The organism is Acinetobacter calcoaceticus DSM 30006 = CIP 81.8, from assembly GCF_000368965.1.
Classification (GTDB): Bacteria; Pseudomonadota; Gammaproteobacteria; order Pseudomonadales; family Moraxellaceae; genus Acinetobacter; species Acinetobacter calcoaceticus.
Genome location: NZ_KB849779.1, coordinates 147,405 through 170,953 on the forward strand (window position 1 = coordinate 147,405; position 23,549 = coordinate 170,953).

General features: G+C 40.4%; 23 protein-coding genes. 3 read left to right on the forward strand and 20 right to left on the reverse strand.

Annotated features, from left to right (window positions below; all coding sequences use genetic code 11):
* The 19 genes from F936_RS03095 to F936_RS03185 form a co-directional block, all read right to left on the reverse strand.
* A complete protein-coding gene (locus F936_RS03095; protein ID WP_005044845.1) occupies positions 1–1,659 on the reverse strand; it encodes an ApeI family dehydratase in 1,659 nt (552 codons plus the stop codon).
* A gap of 9 nt (positions 1,660–1,668) precedes the next feature.
* Positions 1,669–2,223: a COG4648 family protein gene (locus tag F936_RS03100; RefSeq protein ID WP_005044847.1), complete on the reverse strand. Its 555-nt coding sequence runs from the start codon at positions 2,221–2,223 to the stop codon at positions 1,669–1,671.
* A complete protein-coding gene (locus F936_RS03105) occupies positions 2,220–2,474 on the reverse strand; it encodes an acyl carrier protein (RefSeq protein ID WP_080595446.1) in 255 nt (84 codons plus the stop codon). Before F936_RS03105 ends, F936_RS03100 begins: the two co-directional genes overlap by 4 nt.
* A 5-nt stretch (positions 2,475–2,479) precedes the next feature.
* Positions 2,480–2,740 (reverse strand): phosphopantetheine-binding protein, encoded by a 261-nt coding sequence (locus F936_RS03110; protein WP_000067033.1) that lies wholly within the window; start codon positions 2,738–2,740, stop codon positions 2,480–2,482.
* A 1-nt stretch (position 2,741) separates the two neighbouring features.
* On the reverse strand, positions 2,742–3,545 hold the full coding sequence (locus F936_RS03115; RefSeq protein ID WP_080547762.1) for a lysophospholipid acyltransferase family protein: 804 nt from the start codon (positions 3,543–3,545) through the stop codon (positions 2,742–2,744).
* On the reverse strand, positions 3,530–4,144 hold the full coding sequence (locus F936_RS03120) for a beta-ketoacyl synthase chain length factor (protein WP_005044852.1): 615 nt from the start codon (positions 4,142–4,144) through the stop codon (positions 3,530–3,532). Before F936_RS03120 ends, F936_RS03115 begins: the two co-directional genes overlap by 16 nt.
* A gap of 196 nt (positions 4,145–4,340) precedes the next feature.
* On the reverse strand, positions 4,341–5,750 hold the full coding sequence (der, locus tag F936_RS03125; RefSeq protein WP_005044854.1) for a ribosome biogenesis GTPase Der: 1,410 nt from the start codon (positions 5,748–5,750) through the stop codon (positions 4,341–4,343).
* A gap of 187 nt (positions 5,751–5,937) precedes the next feature.
* Positions 5,938–7,083, reverse strand: a complete 1,146-nt coding sequence (gene bamB / locus F936_RS03130; protein ID WP_005044857.1) for an outer membrane protein assembly factor BamB — start codon at positions 7,081–7,083, stop codon at positions 5,938–5,940.
* Entirely contained in the window at positions 7,083–7,781 is a 699-nt protein-coding gene (locus F936_RS03135) for a YfgM family protein (protein WP_003654881.1), read from the reverse strand. Before F936_RS03135 ends, bamB begins: the two co-directional genes overlap by 1 nt.
* 28 nt (positions 7,782–7,809) lie before the next feature.
* On the reverse strand, positions 7,810–9,102 hold the full coding sequence (gene hisS, locus F936_RS03140; protein WP_003654880.1) for a histidine--tRNA ligase: 1,293 nt from the start codon (positions 9,100–9,102) through the stop codon (positions 7,810–7,812).
* Positions 9,099–10,214 (reverse strand): flavodoxin-dependent (E)-4-hydroxy-3-methylbut-2-enyl-diphosphate synthase, encoded by a 1,116-nt coding sequence (gene ispG / locus F936_RS03145; RefSeq protein ID WP_004641112.1) that lies wholly within the window; start codon positions 10,212–10,214, stop codon positions 9,099–9,101. The genes hisS and ispG overlap by 4 nt, the downstream gene beginning before the upstream one ends.
* Positions 10,215–10,235: 21 nt before the next feature.
* A complete protein-coding gene (locus F936_RS03150) occupies positions 10,236–11,027 on the reverse strand; it encodes a helix-turn-helix domain-containing protein (RefSeq protein ID WP_005044860.1) in 792 nt (263 codons plus the stop codon).
* Entirely contained in the window at positions 11,018–11,818 is an 801-nt protein-coding gene (gene pilW / locus F936_RS03155; protein ID WP_003654874.1) for a type IV pilus biogenesis/stability protein PilW, read from the reverse strand. The genes F936_RS03150 and pilW overlap by 10 nt, the downstream gene beginning before the upstream one ends.
* Before the next feature lie 14 nt (positions 11,819–11,832).
* Entirely contained in the window at positions 11,833–13,068 is a 1,236-nt protein-coding gene (rlmN, locus tag F936_RS03160) for a dual-specificity RNA methyltransferase RlmN (RefSeq protein WP_005044862.1), read from the reverse strand.
* Positions 13,069–13,191: 123 nt separating this feature from the next.
* A complete protein-coding gene (gene ndk / locus F936_RS03165; protein WP_003654870.1) occupies positions 13,192–13,623 on the reverse strand; it encodes a nucleoside-diphosphate kinase in 432 nt (143 codons plus the stop codon).
* Positions 13,624–13,736: 113 nt separating this feature from the next.
* A complete protein-coding gene (gene iscX, locus F936_RS03170) occupies positions 13,737–13,937 on the reverse strand; it encodes a Fe-S cluster assembly protein IscX (protein ID WP_003654869.1) in 201 nt (66 codons plus the stop codon).
* 99 nt (positions 13,938–14,036) lie between these two features.
* Positions 14,037–14,588 (reverse strand): phosphatase PAP2 family protein, encoded by a 552-nt coding sequence (locus F936_RS03175; protein ID WP_005044865.1) that lies wholly within the window; start codon positions 14,586–14,588, stop codon positions 14,037–14,039.
* A 24-nt stretch (positions 14,589–14,612) separates the two neighbouring features.
* Positions 14,613–15,902 carry a glycosyltransferase family 4 protein gene (locus F936_RS03180; protein ID WP_080595444.1) on the reverse strand — a complete coding sequence of 430 codons (1,290 nt, stop codon included), beginning with the start codon at positions 15,900–15,902 and terminating at the stop codon, positions 14,613–14,615.
* Between the two features lie 138 nt (positions 15,903–16,040).
* On the reverse strand, positions 16,041–18,224 hold the full coding sequence (locus tag F936_RS03185; RefSeq protein ID WP_005044868.1) for a carboxy terminal-processing peptidase: 2,184 nt from the start codon (positions 18,222–18,224) through the stop codon (positions 16,041–16,043).
* A 192-nt stretch (positions 18,225–18,416) separates the two neighbouring features.
* On the opposite strand from F936_RS03185, the gene nagZ reads away from it, so the two are divergent.
* A complete protein-coding gene (gene nagZ / locus F936_RS03190; protein WP_003654865.1) occupies positions 18,417–19,436 on the forward strand; it encodes a beta-N-acetylhexosaminidase in 1,020 nt (339 codons plus the stop codon).
* Between the two features lie 325 nt (positions 19,437–19,761).
* The gene (locus F936_RS03195; protein ID WP_005044869.1) at positions 19,762–20,604 is read left to right on the forward strand and encodes a class I SAM-dependent methyltransferase; all 843 of its coding nucleotides are present in this window, start codon (positions 19,762–19,764) and stop codon (positions 20,602–20,604) included.
* Between the two features lie 57 nt (positions 20,605–20,661).
* Here the strand turns inward: F936_RS03195 and F936_RS03200 are convergent, their stop codons facing one another.
* Positions 20,662–21,975 carry an alpha/beta fold hydrolase gene (locus tag F936_RS03200; RefSeq protein ID WP_005044870.1) on the reverse strand — a complete coding sequence of 438 codons (1,314 nt, stop codon included), beginning with the start codon at positions 21,973–21,975 and terminating at the stop codon, positions 20,662–20,664.
* 299 nt (positions 21,976–22,274) lie between these two features.
* On the opposite strand from F936_RS03200, the gene F936_RS03205 reads away from it, so the two are divergent.
* A complete protein-coding gene (locus tag F936_RS03205; RefSeq protein WP_003654861.1) occupies positions 22,275–23,540 on the forward strand; it encodes a glutamate-5-semialdehyde dehydrogenase in 1,266 nt (421 codons plus the stop codon).
* Positions 23,541–23,549: the final 9 nt, after the last annotated feature.

A 23,549-nucleotide genomic window follows, 5' to 3' on the forward strand; every position in this document is an offset into this window, starting at 1 on the left:
TTAACCCTCTACTTCCGTTTGCAAAGCGAATAATAAACGCCCAGAAGCCAAAACCTGTTCTGAATCGCGTAGCTCAAAACCCACTTTATGCTCTTTTCGAGAAAGCTTAAGTTGTACAATTGCATAAGGACGGATCAGATTTTGAAATTTTAGCTGTTCATAACCCTGACACCAATTGAAGTCCGACCAAATTGATTTAGCAAAATGTTGTAAAAAACCTATTTGCCCGACCCCAGGATAAATAGGTTGTGTTGGGAAATGCCCTTTAAAACAAGCTAACTCTGGTGGAAACTCAAGGCTAAGAATATAGTCATCTGAACTTTGAGACTGCGACAAAACCACAGGTTGCAACATAGGCTTAAATAGAGTCTGTAAATAGCTTTTATTGAGTTTAGACTGCGAGTTTTGCGGTAGCTGACTTAAGAAGCGCCATTGACGTGGAATCGCTATAGTTTCCAAACTGTCTTTCAACTGTTGTTTTAAATGACCAACAAAAGCCGACTTACCTAGTTGCTGTAACTGTTCCCGTGCATCTTCTTTTAAAACAGCAATACATCCCAATATTTGACGATGCTCATGTTCAAGTACCAGTACATGACATTGCTGTACTGCATCTAAAGCTTGAATGCTTTGCTCGATCGCATCTAGGCTCAGACGCTTTTCTTCAAGTTTAACAATTCGATCTGTACGTCCTAAAAGCCTAAAAGGCTGACACGTTGCATCTGACCATGCTGCACCATCACCTGTGGTAATCCAATCATCCTCAAAGGCATGATTACTTTTCACCATGAGCTGTTGGTCTTCAATCCGAATAGCCACATTACTAAAAGCAGTCCAAGCATCTTCATCTTGAGCACGATGGGCAATACCACCTGTTTCAGAACTTCCCAAAACTTCAATAATCGGACGATTTAATAAAGGACGAACACCACTTTCCAGTTTGCCACCCGAACTAAAGACCATCTGGCATTCTTGTAAAATGACATCTGTGGTCCAGCGTTTTAATAATGCAGGACTTGAGATCAAATAATTGCTTAATCCCAATTTTTCTAATTGTTTTTGAGCCTGTACTACATCTTCAGGAAATGCCATTTGAGGGGAATAAAAACTTCGACCCGTCACTAGTGGTAGCAATAATTTAAACAGTAATCCATAAATATGCTGATGACTGACCGTTGCGATCGCAATTGCATGCTCATTGAAAGTAAAGCTCTGGCTTAATCCTTGAACTTCGTTGAGTAATTGTCTGAGTGTTCTTGGGATTCTTTTAGGCTCTCCCGTTGAACCTGATGTATAAAAATAGAGTTGTGCCTGCTTTAAAAAGTCATCATCCAAAATTAAAGATAAAGGAACAACTTTTTCAACATCTTGACGCTTTAAAAAATAAATCTGCTGTGCTGCGAAATCTTGTTCTAATTCGCGTACCCGATTTGGTGGTAAAAGTACCTGTTTTTCCGCTAACAAAGCGGCAAATAATAAAACCAGAAATTCATAGCTGTCTGCTTCCCATAATGCCCAAGTCAAATTTTCAATTTGAGCAATTGCAGCGGCTTGCAAAGCAACATCCTGCCAAAATTGAGTAAAACTGCTCGAATGTAGAGCAGCATCTATACAAAGTGGATGAGCTGAATCGATAAATTTTTGAAAATGACAGTGCATAGTTTTTAATTAATAATTTGAAGAATGTAAACGCTGATGTCGCTTACGCAAAATAAATTCACCAACGAACAAAATGCCCATTAGTACATACGAAATAAAGCCATTATAAATGACCCAAACCTGAGTCGATGTAAAAAGTACGGTACTTAAAGCAATCAATGCATTACAGAAAAAGAAAATGCACCATACCTTAGTCACCTGTCTGGTCCACTGCACACCAGAAAGAGGTAAATCAGGTTCAACGAGTCGGGCAAAGCGTTCAATCATAGACGGCGGTTTGATGAGTGTCAGTGCAAAAATAACCAATGCCCCCAAACTCATGCCAACAGGATATAACTTTAACCAAGCATGATTATGTGACAGCAAGCTAAGACTGCCACAAACAATGGCAAAACCAGTTAAAGGCCATAATAATGAGTTGCCTTTACTAAAAAGTCTGACCACACCTAATCCGATGAGTAACACACTCACCCAAACAAATTGACCGTGTGTCAAACTCCAACCCACAATAAAGGGATACAACACAAAAAGTGCTGTAATCATCCCTTTAATCACGAGCTTCATTCAGCAGTCATCTTCCGAATAACCGTCACAACATCCAGTACGGTTCGCACATTTTTAAAATCTTCAGGTTTTACTTGCTTACCCGTTAACTCTTTAATTTTTACAACTAAATCAACTGCATCAATACTGTCTACATCAAGATCTGAATATAAGTTTGAATCGAGTTGAACAGACTCTGGTTCAATTTCAAACAAATCTTCCATCCATTCGCGGAGTTTAGTTAATACTTGCTCTTGAGATAACATCATCATACTCCTTATGACTTCTGCTGTGCTTCAACTAAAGCAACTAAACTCTGGATTGATTTAAAATGCTGTTTGGTTTCATCCGACTCCGCATTTAAATGAATGTTGTAACGCTTTTTCAAAGCTAGTCCCAACTCCAGTGCATCAATCGAGTCTAATCCTAAACCTTCTCCAAATAATGGAGCTTCTGTATCAATATCTGCAATAGTGATATCTTCTAGTGCCAAAACATCAATAATCATTTGCTTTAGTTCATCAGCAAGATTGCTCATTTCACGATAACTCTTCATCAAAAATTTTATAAAAACTACGACTTAACTGACGAACTTGTTTAGGTCCTACTGTTAAATCATCTAACAAATCTGAAACTTGTACAGCATCGAGTACTTTCACTTCGATATGAAATGGTCGAGATGGTACGTGGTACCATTTTTCATTCTTGGTTAATGTCGATGGTGTACAGGTAATAATTACTGGGCGAATTGGTACATTTGCACGAATGGCAATGTTGGCTGCACCGCGCTGAAATTCGTTTAGGGTCATCCCTTTTTCAGTACGCGTTCCTTCCGGAAAAATTAAAAGAGAAGCCGCATTATTTTCTTTCAAACGCGTCACACAGTCTTCAACAAATTGCTGAGATCCTGCGTTCAAAATATAACCCGCGCTTTGTACAGGTCCTTTGGTAAAGGGGTTCGACCAAAGAGACTGCTTCACCACACAATTAGCCTGCTGCATCATACCAATTAGCACTACAACATCAATCAAACTCGGATGATTGGCGATGACTAGCTCTTGGCGACTATTCTGTAGCTTTTCCAAACCTTCAACCGAATAAGTCATGATGCCCAGTTTGACCATCATTTCGGTAAAGCCTTTAAAGCTATACTTAATCACATTCTGTGCACGCTGCTGACGCTTTTCAGAATCAGAGGTTGTGGCATTTAGTACTGGGGCGATAACTGAGGCAATTGCCATACCACCCAAACCGAAACTGGCAAAACTAAAACCAGTTGCAGCCACACGCCAGCAATAATTACCCTTTTGTTTGAGATTTTTAAGATTTAGCATTTGTTCCACCCAAATGCAGATATTAACTGGTCAGCATCCTGCCAAAAATGAGCAAAACTAGGACCATCTGCTTCATCTGTATGCGTCCACGCAGTAATTTGTAAATTAGGTTGCTCTAAAGTAACGACAGCAGCCATCGCATAGGCAGGGAAATTGACTGCCTCAGCATAAATTTGCGGTAAGGGTTCATCATAGGCAACGACCAATACCCGCTGGATATCTTTCATTGACTTTAAAAGAGCATAGGCCTCAATCAAACTTTCAGTCCACGAACAACTTAAGCTGGTAGATGGCGTGTCATCCTGGCATAAAATAGAATAAAGCCCAGAAATTGCATTATGAACAGACGTTGAGAATTGTGTAGGTGATGGAGTTTGCTCACTTAAAACATCTTGCAAGATATTCAACGTTTTAGACTCGTCACCATATCGTGACACCCAAACTATATAATCAGCTTTACTGCCATCTAATGCACCAAGCGCACTATTTAAAGCAAGTTTAGCTAATGGCGATAACCGTCTACGCTGCATAGCTGGAATACAGTCAAGGGCTGTATATGAGGGCTGAGCATGTGTAAATGTGAGCTGAGCAAGATGTAATGTTACCATGCTAAAAGTGAACCCTAAGCAGCATTATTCTGTCGAAATATAAATTATTTTATAAAGATGCTGATTATAGCATTCGTTATGAAATTTACAAAAAATTACGTTTATCATTCACACTTTTTCATAACTCTTGGCACATGCTCATTTATTTGCAATAAAAAACCCAAAGAAGACTTTGGGTTTTTGAACTTTAAAAAGCTTAACGTTTAAACTTTTTCTCAGCTTTTTTGAATTTCTGTATATAACGACGTTTACGTGCCGCAACGCGCTCATCCACTTGTGACTTACGTCCTTCAAATGGGTTTTCCGACGTTTTAAAATCGACACGTACTGGCGTTCCTTCCAGTTTGTAAACTTTGCGGAACACATTCTCAAGGTAACGACGATAATCCGCTGGGGTTTTGTCGACTTTATTACCGTGAATTACGATCGTTGGTGGATTTTGTCCACCCATATGCGCATAACGCATTTTAATACGTTTGCCACCCACCATTGGCGGTTGATGTGCATCAGTCGCATCATTTAAGATTTGGGTTAATTTCGCAGGTGAAACTTTTAAATGTGATGAATCATAAGCACGATGGATGGTTGGGTACATTTCCCCTACGCCAGTGCCATGCAATGCCGAGATTAAATGGACTTTCGCCCAAGGAATAAAGTCAAAACGACGATCAACATCCAACTTACACTGTTTACGATCGTATTCGGTCATGTTGTCCCATTTGTTAATGGCGATCACCATGGCACGACCAGCTTCAAGTGCATAACCAATCAAATGTAAATCTTGTTCTACTACGCCTTCACGGGCATCCAACACCACCACAATCACATGTGCATCTTTAATGGCTTGTAGTGTTTTCACAATTGAGAATTTCTCAATCATTTCATCAACTTTACCTTTACGACGCACACCTGCTGTATCAATTAATGTGTACTGACGACCATCACGTTCAAATGGGATATAAATAGAGTCGCGAGTTGTACCAGGTTGGTCAAATGCCACTACACGGTCTTCGCCTAGCAAACGATTGACCAAAGTCGATTTACCCACATTTGGACGACCAATAATCGCTAAACGCAAACCTGTTGCTTTGTCATGCTCTTCTGGATTTTCATCTTCAGGTACGTCTACCAAGACATCCTCAAGCATTTGCTGTACACCACGTCCATGGCTTGCAGCAACTTGTAAGGGTTCACCCATACCAAGTTTGTAGAACTCAACCAACGCAGCTTCTGCATGAACACCATCAACTTTATTGGCAACCAAGTAAACTTTTTTACCTAAAGTACGTAGTTCACGGGCAATTTGTTCGTCCGAAGCCAATAAGCCAGCACGCGCATCAACCACAAAAATGATGATATCTGCTTCATTGATCGCTGTTTTTGACTGCTCAGCCATGTAGTTATCAATACCGCCTTCATTTTCACCAATACCGCCAGTATCAACAACAATGAAAGACTTATTCTGATAAGTCGCATCACCATATTTACGGTCACGAGTCAGGCCCGCGAAGTCGGCTACAAGTGCATCACGACTCTTGGTAATCTGGTTAAATAACGTTGATTTTCCGACATTCGGACGACCAATGAGCGCAATAACGGGTTTCATACAATAACCTTAATTCAAGACCAGCCATATCTCATGGCATGAGCATTAAAAACAGTACAGGAGATATATTTTAAGGTCAGAGATGACCATAATAAAAGACGGGGCTTTGAACCGATTTAATTCAAACACCCCGATATTTTTAACAGCGTAATTTGTTAAGCGCTTATTTTAGCACAAGCGAACGAAATTAACGATTCTGCCAAATACTTAAATCACCTTTTCTGGTCGAAACATAAAGTTGGTTCTCGATAACACGTAATGTATTAACTTCACCACTTGTTTTTGAACGACCAATTAATTTACCCGTTGCTGGTTCAACAAGATGCAATACGCCATCTAAATCACCTACAACAAGATCTTGTCCTAGCACAACCGGATTACTTAAATGGCGGTTTAACAAACTATCATTTTCCCAGATTTTTTCACCAGACCCTAAATCGTAAGCTGTCAACTTACCATCTGTTGAAGAGACAAATACTTTATTGTCATAAACTTCTGGACGTTTGCTACTGCTTGAATCTTCACTCCAAACTACACGTTGAGAAGCAAGATCGGTTACAGTCACTTGACCTTGGAAACTGGTCGTTACCATAAACTGTCCAGCTACAGTAGGATCACCTTCGATATCGACTAAACGTTGAATATCAGAACGACCTTCGCTTACTGCAACACGACGTTGGAAACGTGGAATACCACTAATAGTATCAATTGCATAAACATACGCATTCGCAGATGCAATTAATACAGTACGAGGATCAAGGCTCACTGGTGATGCCTGACCACGCAAACTAAATTGGACATTTGGTAATTTATAAGCCCAAACTTGTTGACCTGAAGTAGCATCATGCGCAAATACAGTACCATCATTCGCAACGGTAATAACGCGTCCAGATTGAACCAATGACGGGCTTAACAATGCGCCCGATAACTGTGCAGTCCACTTCTGTTCGCCTGTTGCCTGATCTAGTGCAAAGAGTTGCCCTTTACTATTACCAACAACAACAATTCCTTCAGCAGCTTCAACACCAGAGCTCAAGCCTAATTTGCTGACTTTCTTCTCCCAAATACGTTGTTTACCACGATATGCAGCTACTTCGCCTTTTGGATCAAGCGTGAAAACCACACCATCGCTTGCATCAAGTTGCAAACGTAATGGATCAGCCTTATCAGAGGAAGAAACACTACGCGAAAACACTGGCGTTAAGGTCTTTTTCGACTCGGTCAATTTCGGTAGTGGATTAGGTTTAACTTCTTTTACTTTATTACTCGAACATCCCACCAGTACAGCCGATGCGATTGCAATTGCCAAAGGCAGTTTGAATTTATGATTCATTAAGACTCTTCCACCTGTGTTTCCAAAATTGGGCGCTCAATCTGTGGATCTTCAACTAAAACGCCAACACTTTCGAGTTTAATTTGTAAAATTTGTCGCTCTTGTTTACGTTCTAGTAACGAATTCCAGGCTGCCTGATACGCTTTTTTAGCAGAATCAACATCTTTCTTAGCAACAAAGATATCACCACGTAACTCTTCTACTGTTGCTTTAAATGCTGGATCGACGTTACCAGACAAGGTTTTTAGTGCTTCATCATATTTATTTTGCGCTAATTGTGCATCTGCTAAACGCAATTTTACAACTTGAATCAAACCTTCATCTTTTACTTTTGAATTTTCAACTTTCTTTAATGCTTTTTCAGCAGCAGCATAGTCCTGTTTTTCATAGGCTAATTTTGCTAATACAAACTGAGTCTGTATTGCCTGAACAGAGTCGATATCATCTTTTACAATTTTATCTGCCGACGCAGTTACCGAACTTAAGGCATTAGGATTATCAGCACTTGCATTTGCCTCATCCATTAACTGCTGTACTTTTGCAGTTTCTACTTGGCTAGTTGCCAGATTCTTTTTTTGCCAGTATGTCCACCCAAAAAAGGCAATCAACGCAATGAGAATTCCGCTAATCATGGCAGAACCATATTTTTTGGCGAACGACTTTAAGCTGTCGAATTGTTCTTCATCACCTACGCTCATGTGATTGTCCTTTTCCAGATGTTTCAGTTTATTTTGTAAATTTTTGGATTAAAAATGGTACGAGGTCAGCAATTGCGACTTGTGACTGTTCAGCTGTTGCTAGTTCTTTTACTGCAAGCTGCTGTGCATCCCACTCTCGTTCCCCTAAAATCAAAGCAAAGAGTGCTCCAGCCTGATCAGCTTTTTTCATCTGGCTTTTCATGCTGCCTTGCGAACCTGTTTTGATTCGAATACTGCTATTTGCAGCTTCTAACTGGTCACGTAATTGTTCCGCTAAAATCAAAGCTTTGGTTTGATAAGCAGGCTCTGCAACCAAAAAGACTTCACAATCACGAATAACTTCGGCCTGTTCAACTTGCTCAAGTAGAAGCAATAAACGCTCCATACCCATAGCAAAACCAACAGCTGGTACTGATTGATCTGGCTTACCTTTTAACTGGCCAACTAAACCGTCGTAGCGTCCACCAGCACATACTGTACCTTGTGAACCAAGTGCCGTAGTCGTCCATTCAAAAACAGTCTTGTTGTAATAATCCAGACCACGCACTAACTTCTGGTTAATTACAAACTGGATACCAGCAGCAGTCAAATAATCTTGTAACTGCTTAAAATGATCCAAACTATCTTCTTTTAAGAAATCATGCAATTTCGGTGCATTTTCCAGAATTTTCTGGGTAGATTCAATTTTAGAATCTAAAATGCGTAACGGGTTTGTTGTTAAGCGACGCTGAGAATCTTCATCCAACGCATCTTTATGCTCGTTTAAAAAAGCAACCAATGCATTGCGGTATTCAGTACGCTCATCAGCCTCACCTAAAGTATTCAACTCAAGTTGAACCTTATCGGCAACACCCATACGTTTCCATAAACGTGCAGTCAACAAAATCAATTCGGCATCAATATCGGGTGTTGCCACGCCAAAAGTTTCCACGCCAAACTGGTGAAACTGACGGTAACGGCCTTTTTGTGGTTTTTCATAGCGGAACATAGGTCCCATATACCACACACGCGGTGTAGCACCACGCAACAAATTATGTTCAAGCATAGCGCGAACACAACCTGCCGTACCCTCTGGACGTAAGGTTAACGACTCAGGTGGATTACCTTTGTCAAAAAAGGTATACATTTCTTTTTCAACAATATCGGTTGCATCACCAATAGTACGTTTAAACAATCCCGTTTGTTCAATAATCGGCAAACGAATTTGTTGATAACCATAAGCATCCATTAAAGATGCTAAATATTGCTCGAGACGTCTCCACGCTACTGTTTGCGTTGGCAAGACGTCATTAAAACCTTTGATTGCGACAATTGAACTCATGATGAACTACGAATAATTTCTTTAGATTTAGCTTCTTCAAGCTCTTGGACACGTTGACGAACCATTGTTTCGATTTCATCAACCAATTGATCGGTATCGATTAAATGGCTTTTTTCACCATTACGATAAACCAGTGAGCGAGGCGCAGCCCCAACAACCCCGATATCGGCTTCTTTTGCTTCACCCGGGCCATTTACCTTACAACCAATCACAGACACATCCATTGGAGTACGAATATCTTCTAAACGCTCCTCCAAAGCTTGCATCACTTGAATAACGTTAAATTCTTGGCGCGAACAACTCGGACAAGCAATAAAGTTAATCCCGTTAGAGCGAAGTCCTAATGATTTTAAGATATCAAAACCAATCTTGATTTCATCTTCTGGTTCGGCAGCAAGCGAAATACGCATCGTATCGCCAATACCTTCCATCAATAATCCGCCAAGGGCAATCGCTGATTTCACAGTACCAGTACGGTAAATACCTGCTTCAGTTACACCAAGATGTAATGGATTATCGATTTGTTTTGAAAGTAAACGATAAGCATCCATTGTTAAAAATACATTAGATGCTTTTACGCTGACTTTAAATTCATGGAAATTGAGTCGATCTAAAATATCAATATGGCGTAATGCAGACTCAAGCAGTGCTTCACCTGTAGGTTCGCCATATTTTTTTTGTAAATCTTTTTCTAAAGAACCACCATTGACGCCAATACGCATTGAAATGCCATGATGACGTGCAGCAGCAACGACTTCACGAACTTTCTGGTCGGACCCGATATTCCCCGGATTAATGCGTAAACAGTCTGCACCATAATCTGCAACTGCTAAGGCAATTCTATGGTCAAAATGAATATCGGCAACTAATGGTACTGAAACGCGCTTACGAATTGCGCCAAATGCTTCAGCAGCCTCCATAGATGGGACCGAAACACGCATAATATCAGCACCTGCTTCAGCGCAACGTTCAATCTGAGCAACGGTTGCATCGACATCGCAAGTTTCAGTGTTTGTCATACTTTGCACGCTAATAGGTGCATCGCCACCGACATACACCGACCCAACACGGATTTTACGTGTTGGTCGACGTTTAATTGGGTTCTCTATCATTGTATCGCTCAACTCATGGTATTAGCGGGATAAACGGAATTCAGCTTTACCGTTTACCGTATATGGAGACAATGAAATCTGTTCTTGGTTTAAACTTAATGACACAGCAGTTGCATCATCAAGACGAATCTGAAATGGAGACTCACCATTTAAATTTAAAATTGATGACTGACGACCTGTCGCCAAAACTTTACCTGTTGCATCAACAATATGAACAGAAGTTGGTCGGTTAAAGTTTAGCACCAATTGATCACCCACTGTTGAAGTGGCATTTCCTTTCATAGGTAAAACTTCAACATTAGATTGATTTGCTTTAGGTAAATCAGCATCTTCTTTCTTTGAAGTCCATTTTTGAATACCCATAACAATCAATGACACAACAGCAATAACCAAAATTGCAAGCAGTGCACGCTTCAACCATTTCTTATTACGGTCACTATTAGAACCTGGGAGTTTACCCATGATTTTAATTGGTGAGTTATTTAAAGCATGGTTCGGTAAAAGCCCGGTATCATTTGCATAAATCTCATCAAAGCGCTGAATAATTGCCGTCGCATCTGTATTTAGATATTTTGCATATGAACGGTAATAACCCTTGATAAAAGTCGCTTCTGGCAATGACTTATAATCATCTTGCTCTAAAGCGGTTAGAGTTTTGACCGGCATGTTTAGATCTGAAGAAACTTGCCCTAACTCTTTATTCTGAGCAACTCGAATTTGACGTAAATACTCACCAGGACGTTGAATATTTCCTAAAGCAGAAGTCGGTAAGCTTGAGCCAGTTGGCTGCTGTGAATTAGGATTTATTTCCATACGGCCTCAGTACTATACTGTAATTGCAAATAACGTTGATATTCTGGACTTTCTGGGAACAAGGCACGTAATTGGTTTACTAACACTTGCATTCCCATTTTATCCGCATTGGCTCGAGCCACTCTTACACCAATCCAAAGTGCTCTTGCACCCTGATTTTTCTGCCCCACTGTACGAACATATTGCTCATACATTTGTGTAGCAGCCGGAATCTGCTGCTGCAAATAAAAAATTTCCGCTAACTCTAACATTGAAATATAAGAGTCGCGGTTAGCAAGGAGTGATTGCTTGAATGTTTTTTCAGCATTCGCAACATCACCCAATTTTAAATAAATACGCCCCAGATTTTCTAACGCCTGATAGCGTTGGTCATAACCTAATGTTGTGCCAGCAATACGGAATTGCTCGATCGCATCATTATAGCGTTCCATTTGGTATAAATAAGTACCATAGTTATTATGTGCTTGAGCATTATCTGGTTCAGATGAAATTGCTCGTTTAAAATAATGTTCTGCTTTTTCTAAGTTCGGCTTACTACCTTCTTGCTGTAGTAAAATACCCATCATCATATTTGCCGTTGCATCACGGCTATCTACACTTAAAGCTTGATCAAGAGCTCGCTTTGCCGAATCCAAGTCACCTGAACGGATATGTTCAGCAGCAAGTTGTGTACGCACCTTTACCGCTTTTTCTGGGTCTTTTTTTTGCGTATGCGTTGTCTGGCAACCACTTGCCAAAAGCGCAACTGCAACTCCCATACAAAATACCGTTTTTAACTTTGGAGTACTCAAAGCCTGCCCTCAATTTATCCTTGTGTCCGCAAAATCTCTTGACGCTGTGTGACTTTTTTCTGCCACTGTTCAGCACGACGAGTTCTATCAGCCACTTGACCGACTAACTGTCCACATGCAGCATCAATATCATCACCACGTGTTTGACGAATCGTACACACAAATCCAGCATCAGACAAAGTTTTTTGGAACGAGATAATTCGATTTCGGCTTGAGCGACCATATGGCGCATGCGGGAACGGATTAAATGGAATTAAATTAATTTTACTTGGTAAGTTTTTTAATAATTTAATCATTTGCTGTGCATGTTCAGGATGATCATTTACGCCCTCCAACATCACATACTCAATGGTCACATGTTTACGTGAACTTTCATTACCATCTTTGGCAATATAACGCTGACATGCTGCAATCAACTGAGCCAATGGATATTTTTTATTAATTGGCACTAATTCGTTACGTAATTCATCGTTTGGCGCATTTAAAGAAATTGCTAAAGCAACATCAATGTCTTTTGCAAGTTGGTCAATTTTTGGTACAACACCTGACGTTGATAAAGTCACACGGCGCTTAGACATGCCATAGGCAAAGTCATCAAGCATAATCTGCATTGAGCTTAATACGGCATCATAGTTGAGCAATGGCTCACCCATACCCATCATCACAACATTGGTCACTGAACGCTCGCGCTCGGCAACAGGCACTTCTTCCATATAAGAATAGTTTGCCATCCAGAGTTGTCCAATGATTTCATCTGGCGTTAGATCACGTTGGAAACCTTGTTTACCTGTTGAACAAAATGAACAGTCCAATGCACAACCTACTTGTGACGAAATACACAAAGTTTTGCGCAAGCCTGTTTTATCTTCAGCAGGAATTAATACCGTTTCAACCAAAGATCCTGCACCATCACCCACGCGAAAAACCCACTTACGTGTGCCATCTTTTGAATAATGACGGTGAACAACTTCAGGCGCCTTGATTTCACAAATCTGTTCAAGCTTCTCACGTAATTTTCCTGAAATATTGGTCATTTCAGCAAAATCAGTAATGAAGTATTGATGCATCCATTTCATGACTTGTCCGGCACGAAACTTTTTCTCACCAATGTCTTCAAAGAATTTTTCTAATTCAGTACGAGACATGCCGAGTAAATTCACTTTATTTTCGGCAGCAGGGATTACCAGCGTGGACGAAGATTGCTGCTGTCCATCAAGATTTTCAGATGAAACGACCTCTGCAGAACTCATGTGTATTTACCTAAACCATGTCAAAAAACTGAAGATATTGTTCAAGAATCAAACAATATTCTCTTGAGAGAATAAAAAAACCAGATAAGTAGTATACCACTTATCTGGTTTGAATGCTTTCGATTAACGAGTGCGTGGGCAGATCTCGTTGTCAGCAAAGAAGTAAGCAATTTCACGCTCTGCAGAAGCAACTGAGTCAGAACCGTGAGCAGCGTTTTCGTCGATGCTTACAGCAAAGTCAGCACGGATAGTGCCAGGAGCTGCTTCTTTAGGGTTTGTAGCGCCTAAGATTTCACGGTGTGCAAGAACTGCATTTTCGCCTTCAAGAACAGATACTACAACTGGACCAGAAGTCATGAATGCAACTAAGTCACCAAAGAAACCACGTTCTTTATGCTCAGCATAGAAACCTTCAGCATCAGCTTGAGAAAGGTGTTTCATTTTAGTCGCAACAATTTTTAAACCCGCTTTTTCAAAACGAGCAAAAATATCACCGATGTGGTTTTTAGACACTGCATCAGGTTTTACGATAGACAAAGTACGTTCAATAGCCATGAGTGGCTCCTTTATTTTAAGATTTAAACTTTAAAAAATTTGCCGCATTATACCGATGTCATAGGCAATAATCAGCTTTGTATGTGTAAAAGTTGCGATTTTTTCTACTGTTTTTAGCGAACTTCGTCTATCCAGGCCATTTGGATCCCTTCTAGCAAACCTTCTGTCGATTTATTTGGGTCATCATTAAAATCTGGTAAAGCACATACCCATGCATGTAAATCGGTAAAACGAATCCATTGCGGATCAACTTCTGGATGTGCTTCTGACAATTCAATGGCAATATCAATCGTATCTGTCCAACGTAAGCCCATAGCGGCTCCTATCTGTTTAATCTGCTAAATCAAGAACTGTGTACTTTAGCAAATCCACAAACCTAATCGTTAGCTTAAGCTGATAAAAATTACCGATGCTTATAAAGCGATGTTCAATAGTGGAGCAATAAAAATAATTAAACTTGCCACAGCAGCGCCAATTAAAGCCCCTACAATCACATCACTTGGGTAATGTAGACCAAGCACCATTCGAGACAATGCTACGAGCACCATGAAAGGAAACATCGCAGCAAGCAGGACTGGCTGGATATAGCCCAAGACAATTGTCACCATCACGGCATGAAGCGTATGGCCAGATGGAAAGCTAAAATGATCGAGTGGTCTCTCACCTAGCACAATCACCTGATGCACCTGATAAGGACGAGGTCGCGTTGTTTTATGTTTTAAGAATTTATAGATTGCCGTCCCAACAGAACCACCCAGTAACAAGTAGATAATTTGCAAGCTATAGGTGATGCCTTGCATCCCCCATACGATTGCCAGCATTAGATACCAAAATGGACCATCACCTACACGACTGATGATTTTAAAAAAAAGGGCAACACGTTGTGAATGAGAGAAATTGTTAAGATATAAACAGCCTCTCAAATCTAAATCGAGTATTTTTATTTTTGCATTCTTAAGTTTCATGGTCATTCTCCTATTTTAGGATACTTAGGTGAAGTCCACAGAGGGCTCCTTCACTACCTGATAAAATGCCTGCTCCAATTGCTGAACCGGAAGTTGCCAACCGCTTTGCTGTACTTTATGACAGGCTTGTACGCCCATTTCTCTAAGTTGTTGTACTGAAGGAAGCTGATAAATTTGTTGTATAAAGTGGCTTTTTTGTCCAAGTGGGCTTAACCAGCCATTCACACCATGTGTTAAGTATTGATGTGCACATGCATAATCATACGCGATAACTGGCAAACCGCTTGCCATTGCCTCTAAAACTACGTTACCAAACGTTTCAACTTGACTCGCAAATACGAATACATCTGCACTCGCATAGGCAGCTGCCAAATCTTGACCTCTCAGACTTCCAGTAAAGATAACCCCCTTCGCTTCAGGCAATGATTTTAAGCGAGCAAAATCTGGGCCATCTCCCACAATAACTAACTTAGTTTTATGTGGCTGAACAGTTTGTAAGTTGGCATAGCTTTCAATGAGCACTTGCACTTCTTTTTCAGGCGACAAACGCCCCACATAGAGCATAACGCGAGTATTCTCATCGGCATCCCATTGCTTTCGCAAACTTTCAGAACGGTGCTTTGGTGAAAACCTTGCCGTATCTACGCCACGCCCAACAACAACCAGTGGACACGTAATACCGAAGCCTCGTAATGCTTCTTGTGTATCTTTACTCGGCACACAGGTCACTTGAGTATTGTTGTGAAACCAGCACAGGTATTTTTGAATCGGTTTGACTAAAAAAGCCAAATCAAAGAATCGGCTAAAATCTTGAAATGGTGAGTGAAAGCCGCTAGAAACCGGAATAGCTTTTGCTTTTGCGGCCTGCATGGCAGTTAAACCTAAAGGCCCTTCTGTCACAATGTGGACTACATCTGGCACAAACTTTTCAAAAGCTTTCGATACTTTTAAATATTGTGGCCAGCCAAACTGTAAAGTCGGATATTTTGGAATCGCTTGCGACATCACCAGACATTCTTGCTCTGGTGTAAAGTCATGGCATTTTGCTTTTTGTTCTGGGCGAATCAGTAAAATCTTATGCCCCTGCTTTTGTAAGCCTTGGCATAACTGTAATAATGAAAGTGCCACACCATTAATTTCAGGTGGCCATGTTTCGGTAACAATCGCAATTTTTAAACGCGGGCGAACCAACTCATGTAATGAGTGAGTATTAGACAACTGCTGCTTTTGTTTAAAATAGAATTGGAAGCTTTCAGGAAGTTGCTGTTGTTTTAATAGTGCTGTCGCGTATGAGCTTTGCATAGCGCCATCCATCAATGTATTTATTTTCATGCTTAAAGATTAAGCATTTTTTTTGACACTTTGATGATAAATGCATGACAGTTTACTGACATGAAAAATAAAAAAAGCACACTGATGACAGTATGCTTTTTTCTTAAAACTTAATAACGCTTAGCGATTTTGCAATTTTGCATAGTCCATGAGTACATTTGCAGCTTCAGTCACAAAAGTTTCTTCTTCTGGCAATGCAGGACGTTGTGAAGCCTTCATTTTAGCGCGAGATTCAGCTAGAGCATCTAATGAAGCTTGATAGCTTTCCCAGTTTGCAAAAGGTTTTTGACCACTTGCTGCACGGCGTTCATTTTCGGCATCTAGAGTCTGCTTCTCTAAACCAAGCAATTCTGCACGGCGTTTATCAATATCAAGTAGGACTTGCTTTTGCTCACTTGTTACCTTGGCAATTGCAGTACGTTTATTTAAATATTTAAACTGAGGATCGACAGCAACACGTTGTTCAGAAGACTGAGATAACTTTGTGACATAAGGTTGAACAGAACCTTCACGCTTAAACGGTGCAGTCGGAATCGTATCCCACTTCAATGCATTCTTCGATTTACGTTCACCAAACTCTTCGTTATAGATATCGACGAGTTTAATGTCTGGCACTACACCTTTATTTTGTGTACTACCACCGGTAATACGGTAGAACTTACGCTGAGTTAAAGTCGCTTGACCGTATGCCAGAGTATCAAGTTGTACCTGAGCTGTACCCTTACCAGTTGTTGTACTACCAATAATAATACCGCGCTCATAATCTTGAATTGCAGCAGAGTAAATTTCACTTGCGGACGCAGATGCCAAGTTCACCATTACAGCAAGGGGGCCAGTGTAAATTTGTTGACCACCGTCGTTGTCTTCAAAAACACTAACGTTGCCATTACCATCACGAATTTGGACAACTGGACCAGACTTAATCACTTGACCCAACATACGTGCAACTTCTTCTAATGAACCACCTGGGTCATTACGTAAGTCAATGATAATACCTTCTACTTTCTTCGCTTTTAACGCTTCAAAAGCATTTGCAGTATCTTCCGAAACTGAACGGTATTGTTGGCCTGCACGGCGTGAACGATAGTCAAAATAGAAAGAAGGGATTTCAATTACACCCAACAGGTGCTTTTTACCATCACGGTTAACTTCAACTGTACGTGAACGAACATCAGCATCTTCTTCTTGAATGACATCACGCACTAAGATCACATTACGCGCTTGACTCATTGATGCGCCAGCACCAAGAAGTTTTAAAGTTACTTTCGTTCCGCGTTTACCACGAATAAGCCCAACAATTTCAGAACTTGACCAGCCAACCACATCAATCATTTTCTCGCCTTCTTGGGCGACACCAACGATTCGATCTCCTGATTTCACTTGGCCAGATTTACTAGCAGGACCGCCTTCTACAATGGTTTCAATCTTAGTGTAATCTTCATTTCCACGCTCTGGACGAATCGACACACCAATACCCTCTAATTGCAAGGTCGTTTGGCGATTAAGTTCTATCGCATCAATTGGCGGGTAATAGTTACTATGTGGATCATAGGTCGCCAACATTGCATTTAATGTTTTGTCCAACACATCATCGCTTTTCACACGACTAATTCTTTCAAGCTGACGTGTATAACGTTTAGTTAAAGTCTGAGCTGGCGTTAAATCTTCTGGGCCTGTTAAGTCTTGACCATCAGCAAGTGAAGGGTTTTCTTTAAGCGCTTTTTGTTTAGCCTGCTCTTCTTCACGACTAATGGTTAAGTTGATTAACTGCGAAACCAGCATTTTACGCCAGTGGTTTTGTTGCTCAGCTGTCGTTTTAAAATACGGTGCTTTTTCACGATCAATTTCAATATAGCTATTTGGCTGTTTTAAATTTTGCTGTTGTTTCAACTCAGCCAACATGAACTCATAAAATTGTTTTAAGCGTTCACGATATTGCTGATGAATTGCAAATGGCCCTGTTAAGTTCCCCGCCTTTAATGAAGCACCAAAATTTGAACCATATAGTTTTTTATAATTTTGAACTTCAGCGTCTAAAAATAATGAGTGATCTGGATCAAGGTTATCTAAATACATATCGAGAATACGATTTGATGTTGTTGCATCCAGACGCATATTCAAATAATGTTGGCGATCAACTAAAGTTGCCAGTTGGCGGGCTACCAAAGCCTGCTCTTGCGTTGGCTGGATCGATTGAGAAACCACAGCAGTATTCGTTGCTGCTCTCGCTTCATTCATCGTATGAGAGAAGAATAAACCGCCAGTCGCGATCGCTACTGCACAAGCTATAGTTTGAAGTTTCATAAATTTTTAATACTTCCTTGGGTGTTCCTATCTTACATGCTCTGTTTTCGATATGAACTAAGCAGATTCAAAATCTTAACCAACTAAATTGTTTATACCGTGTAGTTTTATCATATTCTGTACTGACAAAATGTAGCAAAACATTGCAAAATTCGCTTATTGTTTTTCAATCAAAATTCAAATGGAACCAATATGATTGGCGCATTGATGCTGGATATCGCCGGCACAGAACTTACTCAAGAAGATATTGAACTATTACGCGCTCCGCAAGTCGGTGGCATGATTTTATTTGCACGAAATATTGAATCTCCGCAACAAGTGCGTGCTTTAACAGACCACATGCGTCAAATTCGTCCAGATATTTTAATTGCTGTCGACCAAGAAGGTGGTCGAGTTCAGCGCCTAAGATCTGGTTTCACCTTATTACCGGCCATGGGCCGTTTTGGTGAACTCTATATTACCCAACCTCAAAAAGCACTTGAGCTAGCTGAACAGTGTGGTTGGCTCATGGCAACCGAAGTCCTTGCAGTCGGCATCGATTTTAGTTTTGCACCAGTTTTAGACCTTAATGCAATTAGTGATGTCATTGGTGACCGAGGTTTCTCTAAAAATATTGAGGATATCGCACCTCTTGCTGGCGCATTTATGCAAGGCATGAAAAAAGCAGGAATGGCAAATACGGGCAAACACTTCCCTGGCCACGGTTCAGTGAAAGCAGATTCACATGTTGCAGCCGCAATTGACAGCCGTAGCTATGACGAAATCTATAATCATGATATGCAAAGCTTTATCAAGTTAATGCCTCAGCTTGATGCACTCATGCCAGCACATGTTATTTATGATCAGATTGACCCAAATCCAGCTGGTTTTTCACCTTTTTGGATTCAAGAAGTTCTACGCAACCGTTTGAAGTTTGATGGTGTACTTTTCTCTGACGACTTAACTATGCAGGCCGCATGTGTAGCGGGTGGTGCAGATGCACGTATTCAAGCCGCGCTTTCTGCGGGTTGTGATATGGGGCTTGTGTGTAATGACCGTGATGCGGCATGCACAGCACTAGAAGGTATCGAAAAACTTGCTCTGCCAAACCAAGAACGCTTAGAACGCATGCGCGGTCAAATTCCACAAATTCAGATTGGTGAAACCTTATCGCTAGGAGATGAGTGGCAAGCTGTCAAAACAGCCATTGAAGAGTTTAAGAATTCGTTTTAAGTTAGTATAAATTTCAATTGGCTACAAAAACCTATTCACTATCTGATACGCGGTTAAGTCATACGCAACCTGCTCATCTTATGAAATATATTGATTGCTTCAATATATTCGATAGATGCAGAAAGTGAACAGGTTTTGCGTATGACAATGGTTTTGGTTACTTTTCCCGAAAGAAAAGTAACTCTAACTGAAAGTTCATCCCAGAATGCCAACCTAATTGACAGGACTCCGTCATGCAGGTTCATTCAACATCAATGCATTAAAACCTCTTCATTGTTATGAATAATGAAGATCACACAAAAACAATAAACCGAGTTCAGGACGAATGACACAACAACTTTCTAAACACCGCCATATTTCTTTTACAGCCCACTATACCGGCTATATCTGGTACCAAATGGGGATCTCTCACGAAGCACTTGCTACCGCTAAAGGCAAATCACTGGCATATTTGGTTCACCCAATAGAATCTTGGGCCGAGAAATATGTGGGTGGCAGCATGCGTACTACGCTCAAACAACGCCATACCATGCTTGACCATCATTTAGAGAAGTTAATTCAAGAAAACCCTGATCTACAAGTCTTAGAAATAGCATGTGGTCTTTCCCCTCGCGGATGGTGGTTTAGACAGCATTACCCTTCTATTACCTATCGGGAGCTTGATTTACCCGATATGGCACAAACTAAACAAAATGCACTTCAGCAAATTGAAAAAAATGCGCCTGAAATTCTCTCAGTTGATTTATTTACAGAAGCCTTTGCACAAGCATTTGAAGTGTTTGACCCGAACCGCCCACTGGTTGTAATTAGTGAAGGTTTAATTAACTATTTTGATAAAGATTTATTAAAACAACTCATTCAATCGATCGCGCACTACGGTGCTGCTTTTAAAACGTTCCATTATTTAACGGATCTGTACCCTGAACCAATTAAAAACAAACTGGCAACCCTGATTTGGAACAGTAGTAAGCTACTTAAATTAATGTCCCGCAGCTCTTTTAGTTTTCATTTTAAAAGTCCTCAAGAGGTGCAAGATTTTTTTAAAAATGCAGGGTTTCAACATGCCACAGTTGAACAGCCACAAATATTTTTTGGGCAAGTTCCTTCCAATGATCATGAGCAACATTTAGGTGATCTTGTCTGGATAATCCACAGCCAAACAAAATAATAAGCATAAAAAAATTGGAAGCTCGAAAATTACGAGCTTCCAACCATAAGGAATAGATTAAGCAGTTTGTTTTTGACGAACAATAAAACGGCTTAAACGATCAGCAAGTTCAAAACTACCATGCTTAAATAAAGCTCGAATTCCCTGCTCTGTACTTTCAAAAATTAAACATTCAATTGAAAAAGTACCTTCTTCATCTTCTAAATGCAGTGCCAAATCACGTGGATGTTCATTTACAAAGTCAAGCTTCGAAACATCATCCATTTTTAAATACATACCAAAGAATGTGACATCAACGATCGTCACCGGCACCTGTACATCAGATTCGCGATGAGTAAGTTGAGTTTTTGGCTGTAAAACCCGAACCCGTTCTTCACCACGGCGTTCCATCTTCGCTATTTGTTCACGTGTCATGGGAATAATACCATCCAGATTATGGATAGATTCCCCCTTCAAGAAAGTAGTGAACAAACTCATAGTTTCTTTACGGCGTTGCAACTGAGGTACATGATCAGCATTTGCAATAAGTGCAAATTCCATATCTGGACATTGCAAAGCAAAATTTGCATTTTCATGTGGCAGAGTAAAACTATCGTACTGCCCTGCAGCAACGAGAGTTTTACACGCCGGAATTGGCACATCAGTTAAACGCAAAAGACGATTACAGTTAATTTCATAACGCTCTCGCTCTGTGCCCGTAAACTCAGCCATTTGCCTAAAAAATAATTTTTTGGCTGTAGGCGACATGCGGGTTTTATCTAATTTGGCATGATTCACCAAATATAAAATCACGGCTTGCCCAAACTCTTCCATGCGGTTTTCTTGCATGAGCTTAAGAGACTCTTCCAAAATCATTTGCCAACTTTTTCGGGTCTTTTGCATGACACCCATCAAAATCATGCGATCCATTAATTCTGGGCGATGATAAGCAAAGCAAGAGGCTATTACTGACCCCAAAGACATTCCCATAACGGAAACTTTTTGTAGTCCAACAATATCCAGCCAACGTCCCAACATTTTAGATAAATCAGGTAATTCTAAAGTACCAGCAGATACTCCTGTGTCCCGATTGGTAATTTGCTGATTTGCGCCCATAGAAGGTAAATCAATTAAGATTACCGGACCGCTTTCAAACAATTGTTCAACACAATATTTATAAGAATTAAAATTCTGGAAAGCACCGCCCACAATCACAATTGGCGTATTGTGAATCGTTTTTGGGTCGGCAATTGCCATATATTCAATCTTCCAGCCGTCAATCCATGTTGTACGAGCAGGTTGTTTAAAACTATCTCTATGGTAGATATCGAAAAAGCCAAAACCGGCATAAGCTTGGTTTATCTCCGAATCCATTTGAATAATGGAATTCATATCCTTGCTTCCTCCTTGCTGTAATTTTTTTATGCTGCAAGAGTTCCTTCTTGAACACGTAATCTTTTATGCACAAAACTTTAAAATTTGTATTAGTTTGTATTGCACAATAACATTCTAAACAATTGTGTGAAATATACGCAATCGCTCAAATGACCGCTCATCTTGTTTAAGTCGCTAATAGTTTGCAAAATATTTAAATGTTTTTTTATGGCGGTCACATTTTTCAAAAAAAGCCATTCATTGTTCCGCATTTGACTGCTACTATCGTAGTCATTGGTAAACGATTAAAAACGGCTATGCAAGATTCAATTGAACAATATATGCAAAAAGTCGGGCAACAAGCACGTGACGCCTCACGCGTCTTAACAAGTGCTTCTACCTCGCTTAAAAATCATGCACTCTCTGCTATTTATACTGCTTTGGAAAATAATCAGGCAGCAATCTTGGCAGCGAATCAAGTGGACATGGATAAAGGTCGTAGCAATCAGCTCGATAGCGCATTGCTTGATCGTCTTGAACTTACGCCCGCACGTTTTAAAGGAATGTTGCAAGGTTTAAAAGATGTGATCGCGCTTGTCGATCCTATTGGGGAAATTACTGATCTTGCATACCGCCCAACAGGTATTCAAATTGGCAAAATGCGTGTACCTCTAGGGGTCGTTGGGATGATTTACGAATCGCGTCCAAATGTCACGCTAGAAGCAGCATCTTTAGCCATCAAATCGGGCAATGCCATTATTTTGCGTGGTGGTTCAGAAGCGCTCGAGTCAAATAAAGCAATTGCAGAAGCAATTAAGCATGGCTTAAAAGTAGCAGGCTTACCTGAACATTCAGTGCAAGTAATTGATACGCCTGATCGTGCGGCAGTTGGCCATCTTATTACTATGGCTGAATATGTGGATGTTATTGTTCCACGTGGTGGTAAAAGCTTAATTGAGCGTGTGACGAATGAAGCACGTATTCCTGTTATTAAGCATCTTGATGGTAACTGTCATGTATTTGTCGAAGCGCAAGCAGACCTCCACAAAGCCTTACCTATTACATTGAATGCAAAAACTCATCGCTATGGTGTGTGTAATGCGATGGAAACTCTGCTTGTTGATGAAAAAATTGCAGACGTTTTCTTACCACGCATTGCCGAACTTTATGCAGAAAAGCAAGTTGAACTACGTGGCTGCCCAGAAACACGCCGAATTTTAGGCCCATCTGTTAAAGCTGCAACGGAAGAAGATTGGTATACCGAATATTTAGGGCCAATTCTTGCAATTAAAGTTGTTAGTGGTTTAGACGAAGCAATTGACCATATCAACAAATATGGTTCACATCACACCGATGCGATTGTGACAGAAAATTATAGTTTGGCGCGTCAATTCTTGGCTCGTGTAGATTCGAGTTCAGTGGTTGTCAATGCCTCGACTCGTTTTGCTGATGGTTTTGAATATGGCTTAGGTGCAGAAATTGGTATCTCTACAGATAAAATTCATGCACGTGGTCCGGTTGGTTTAGAAGGTTTAACTTCTCAAAAATGGATTGTGTTAGGTGACGGTCAGATTCGTCAATAATCGATCTAT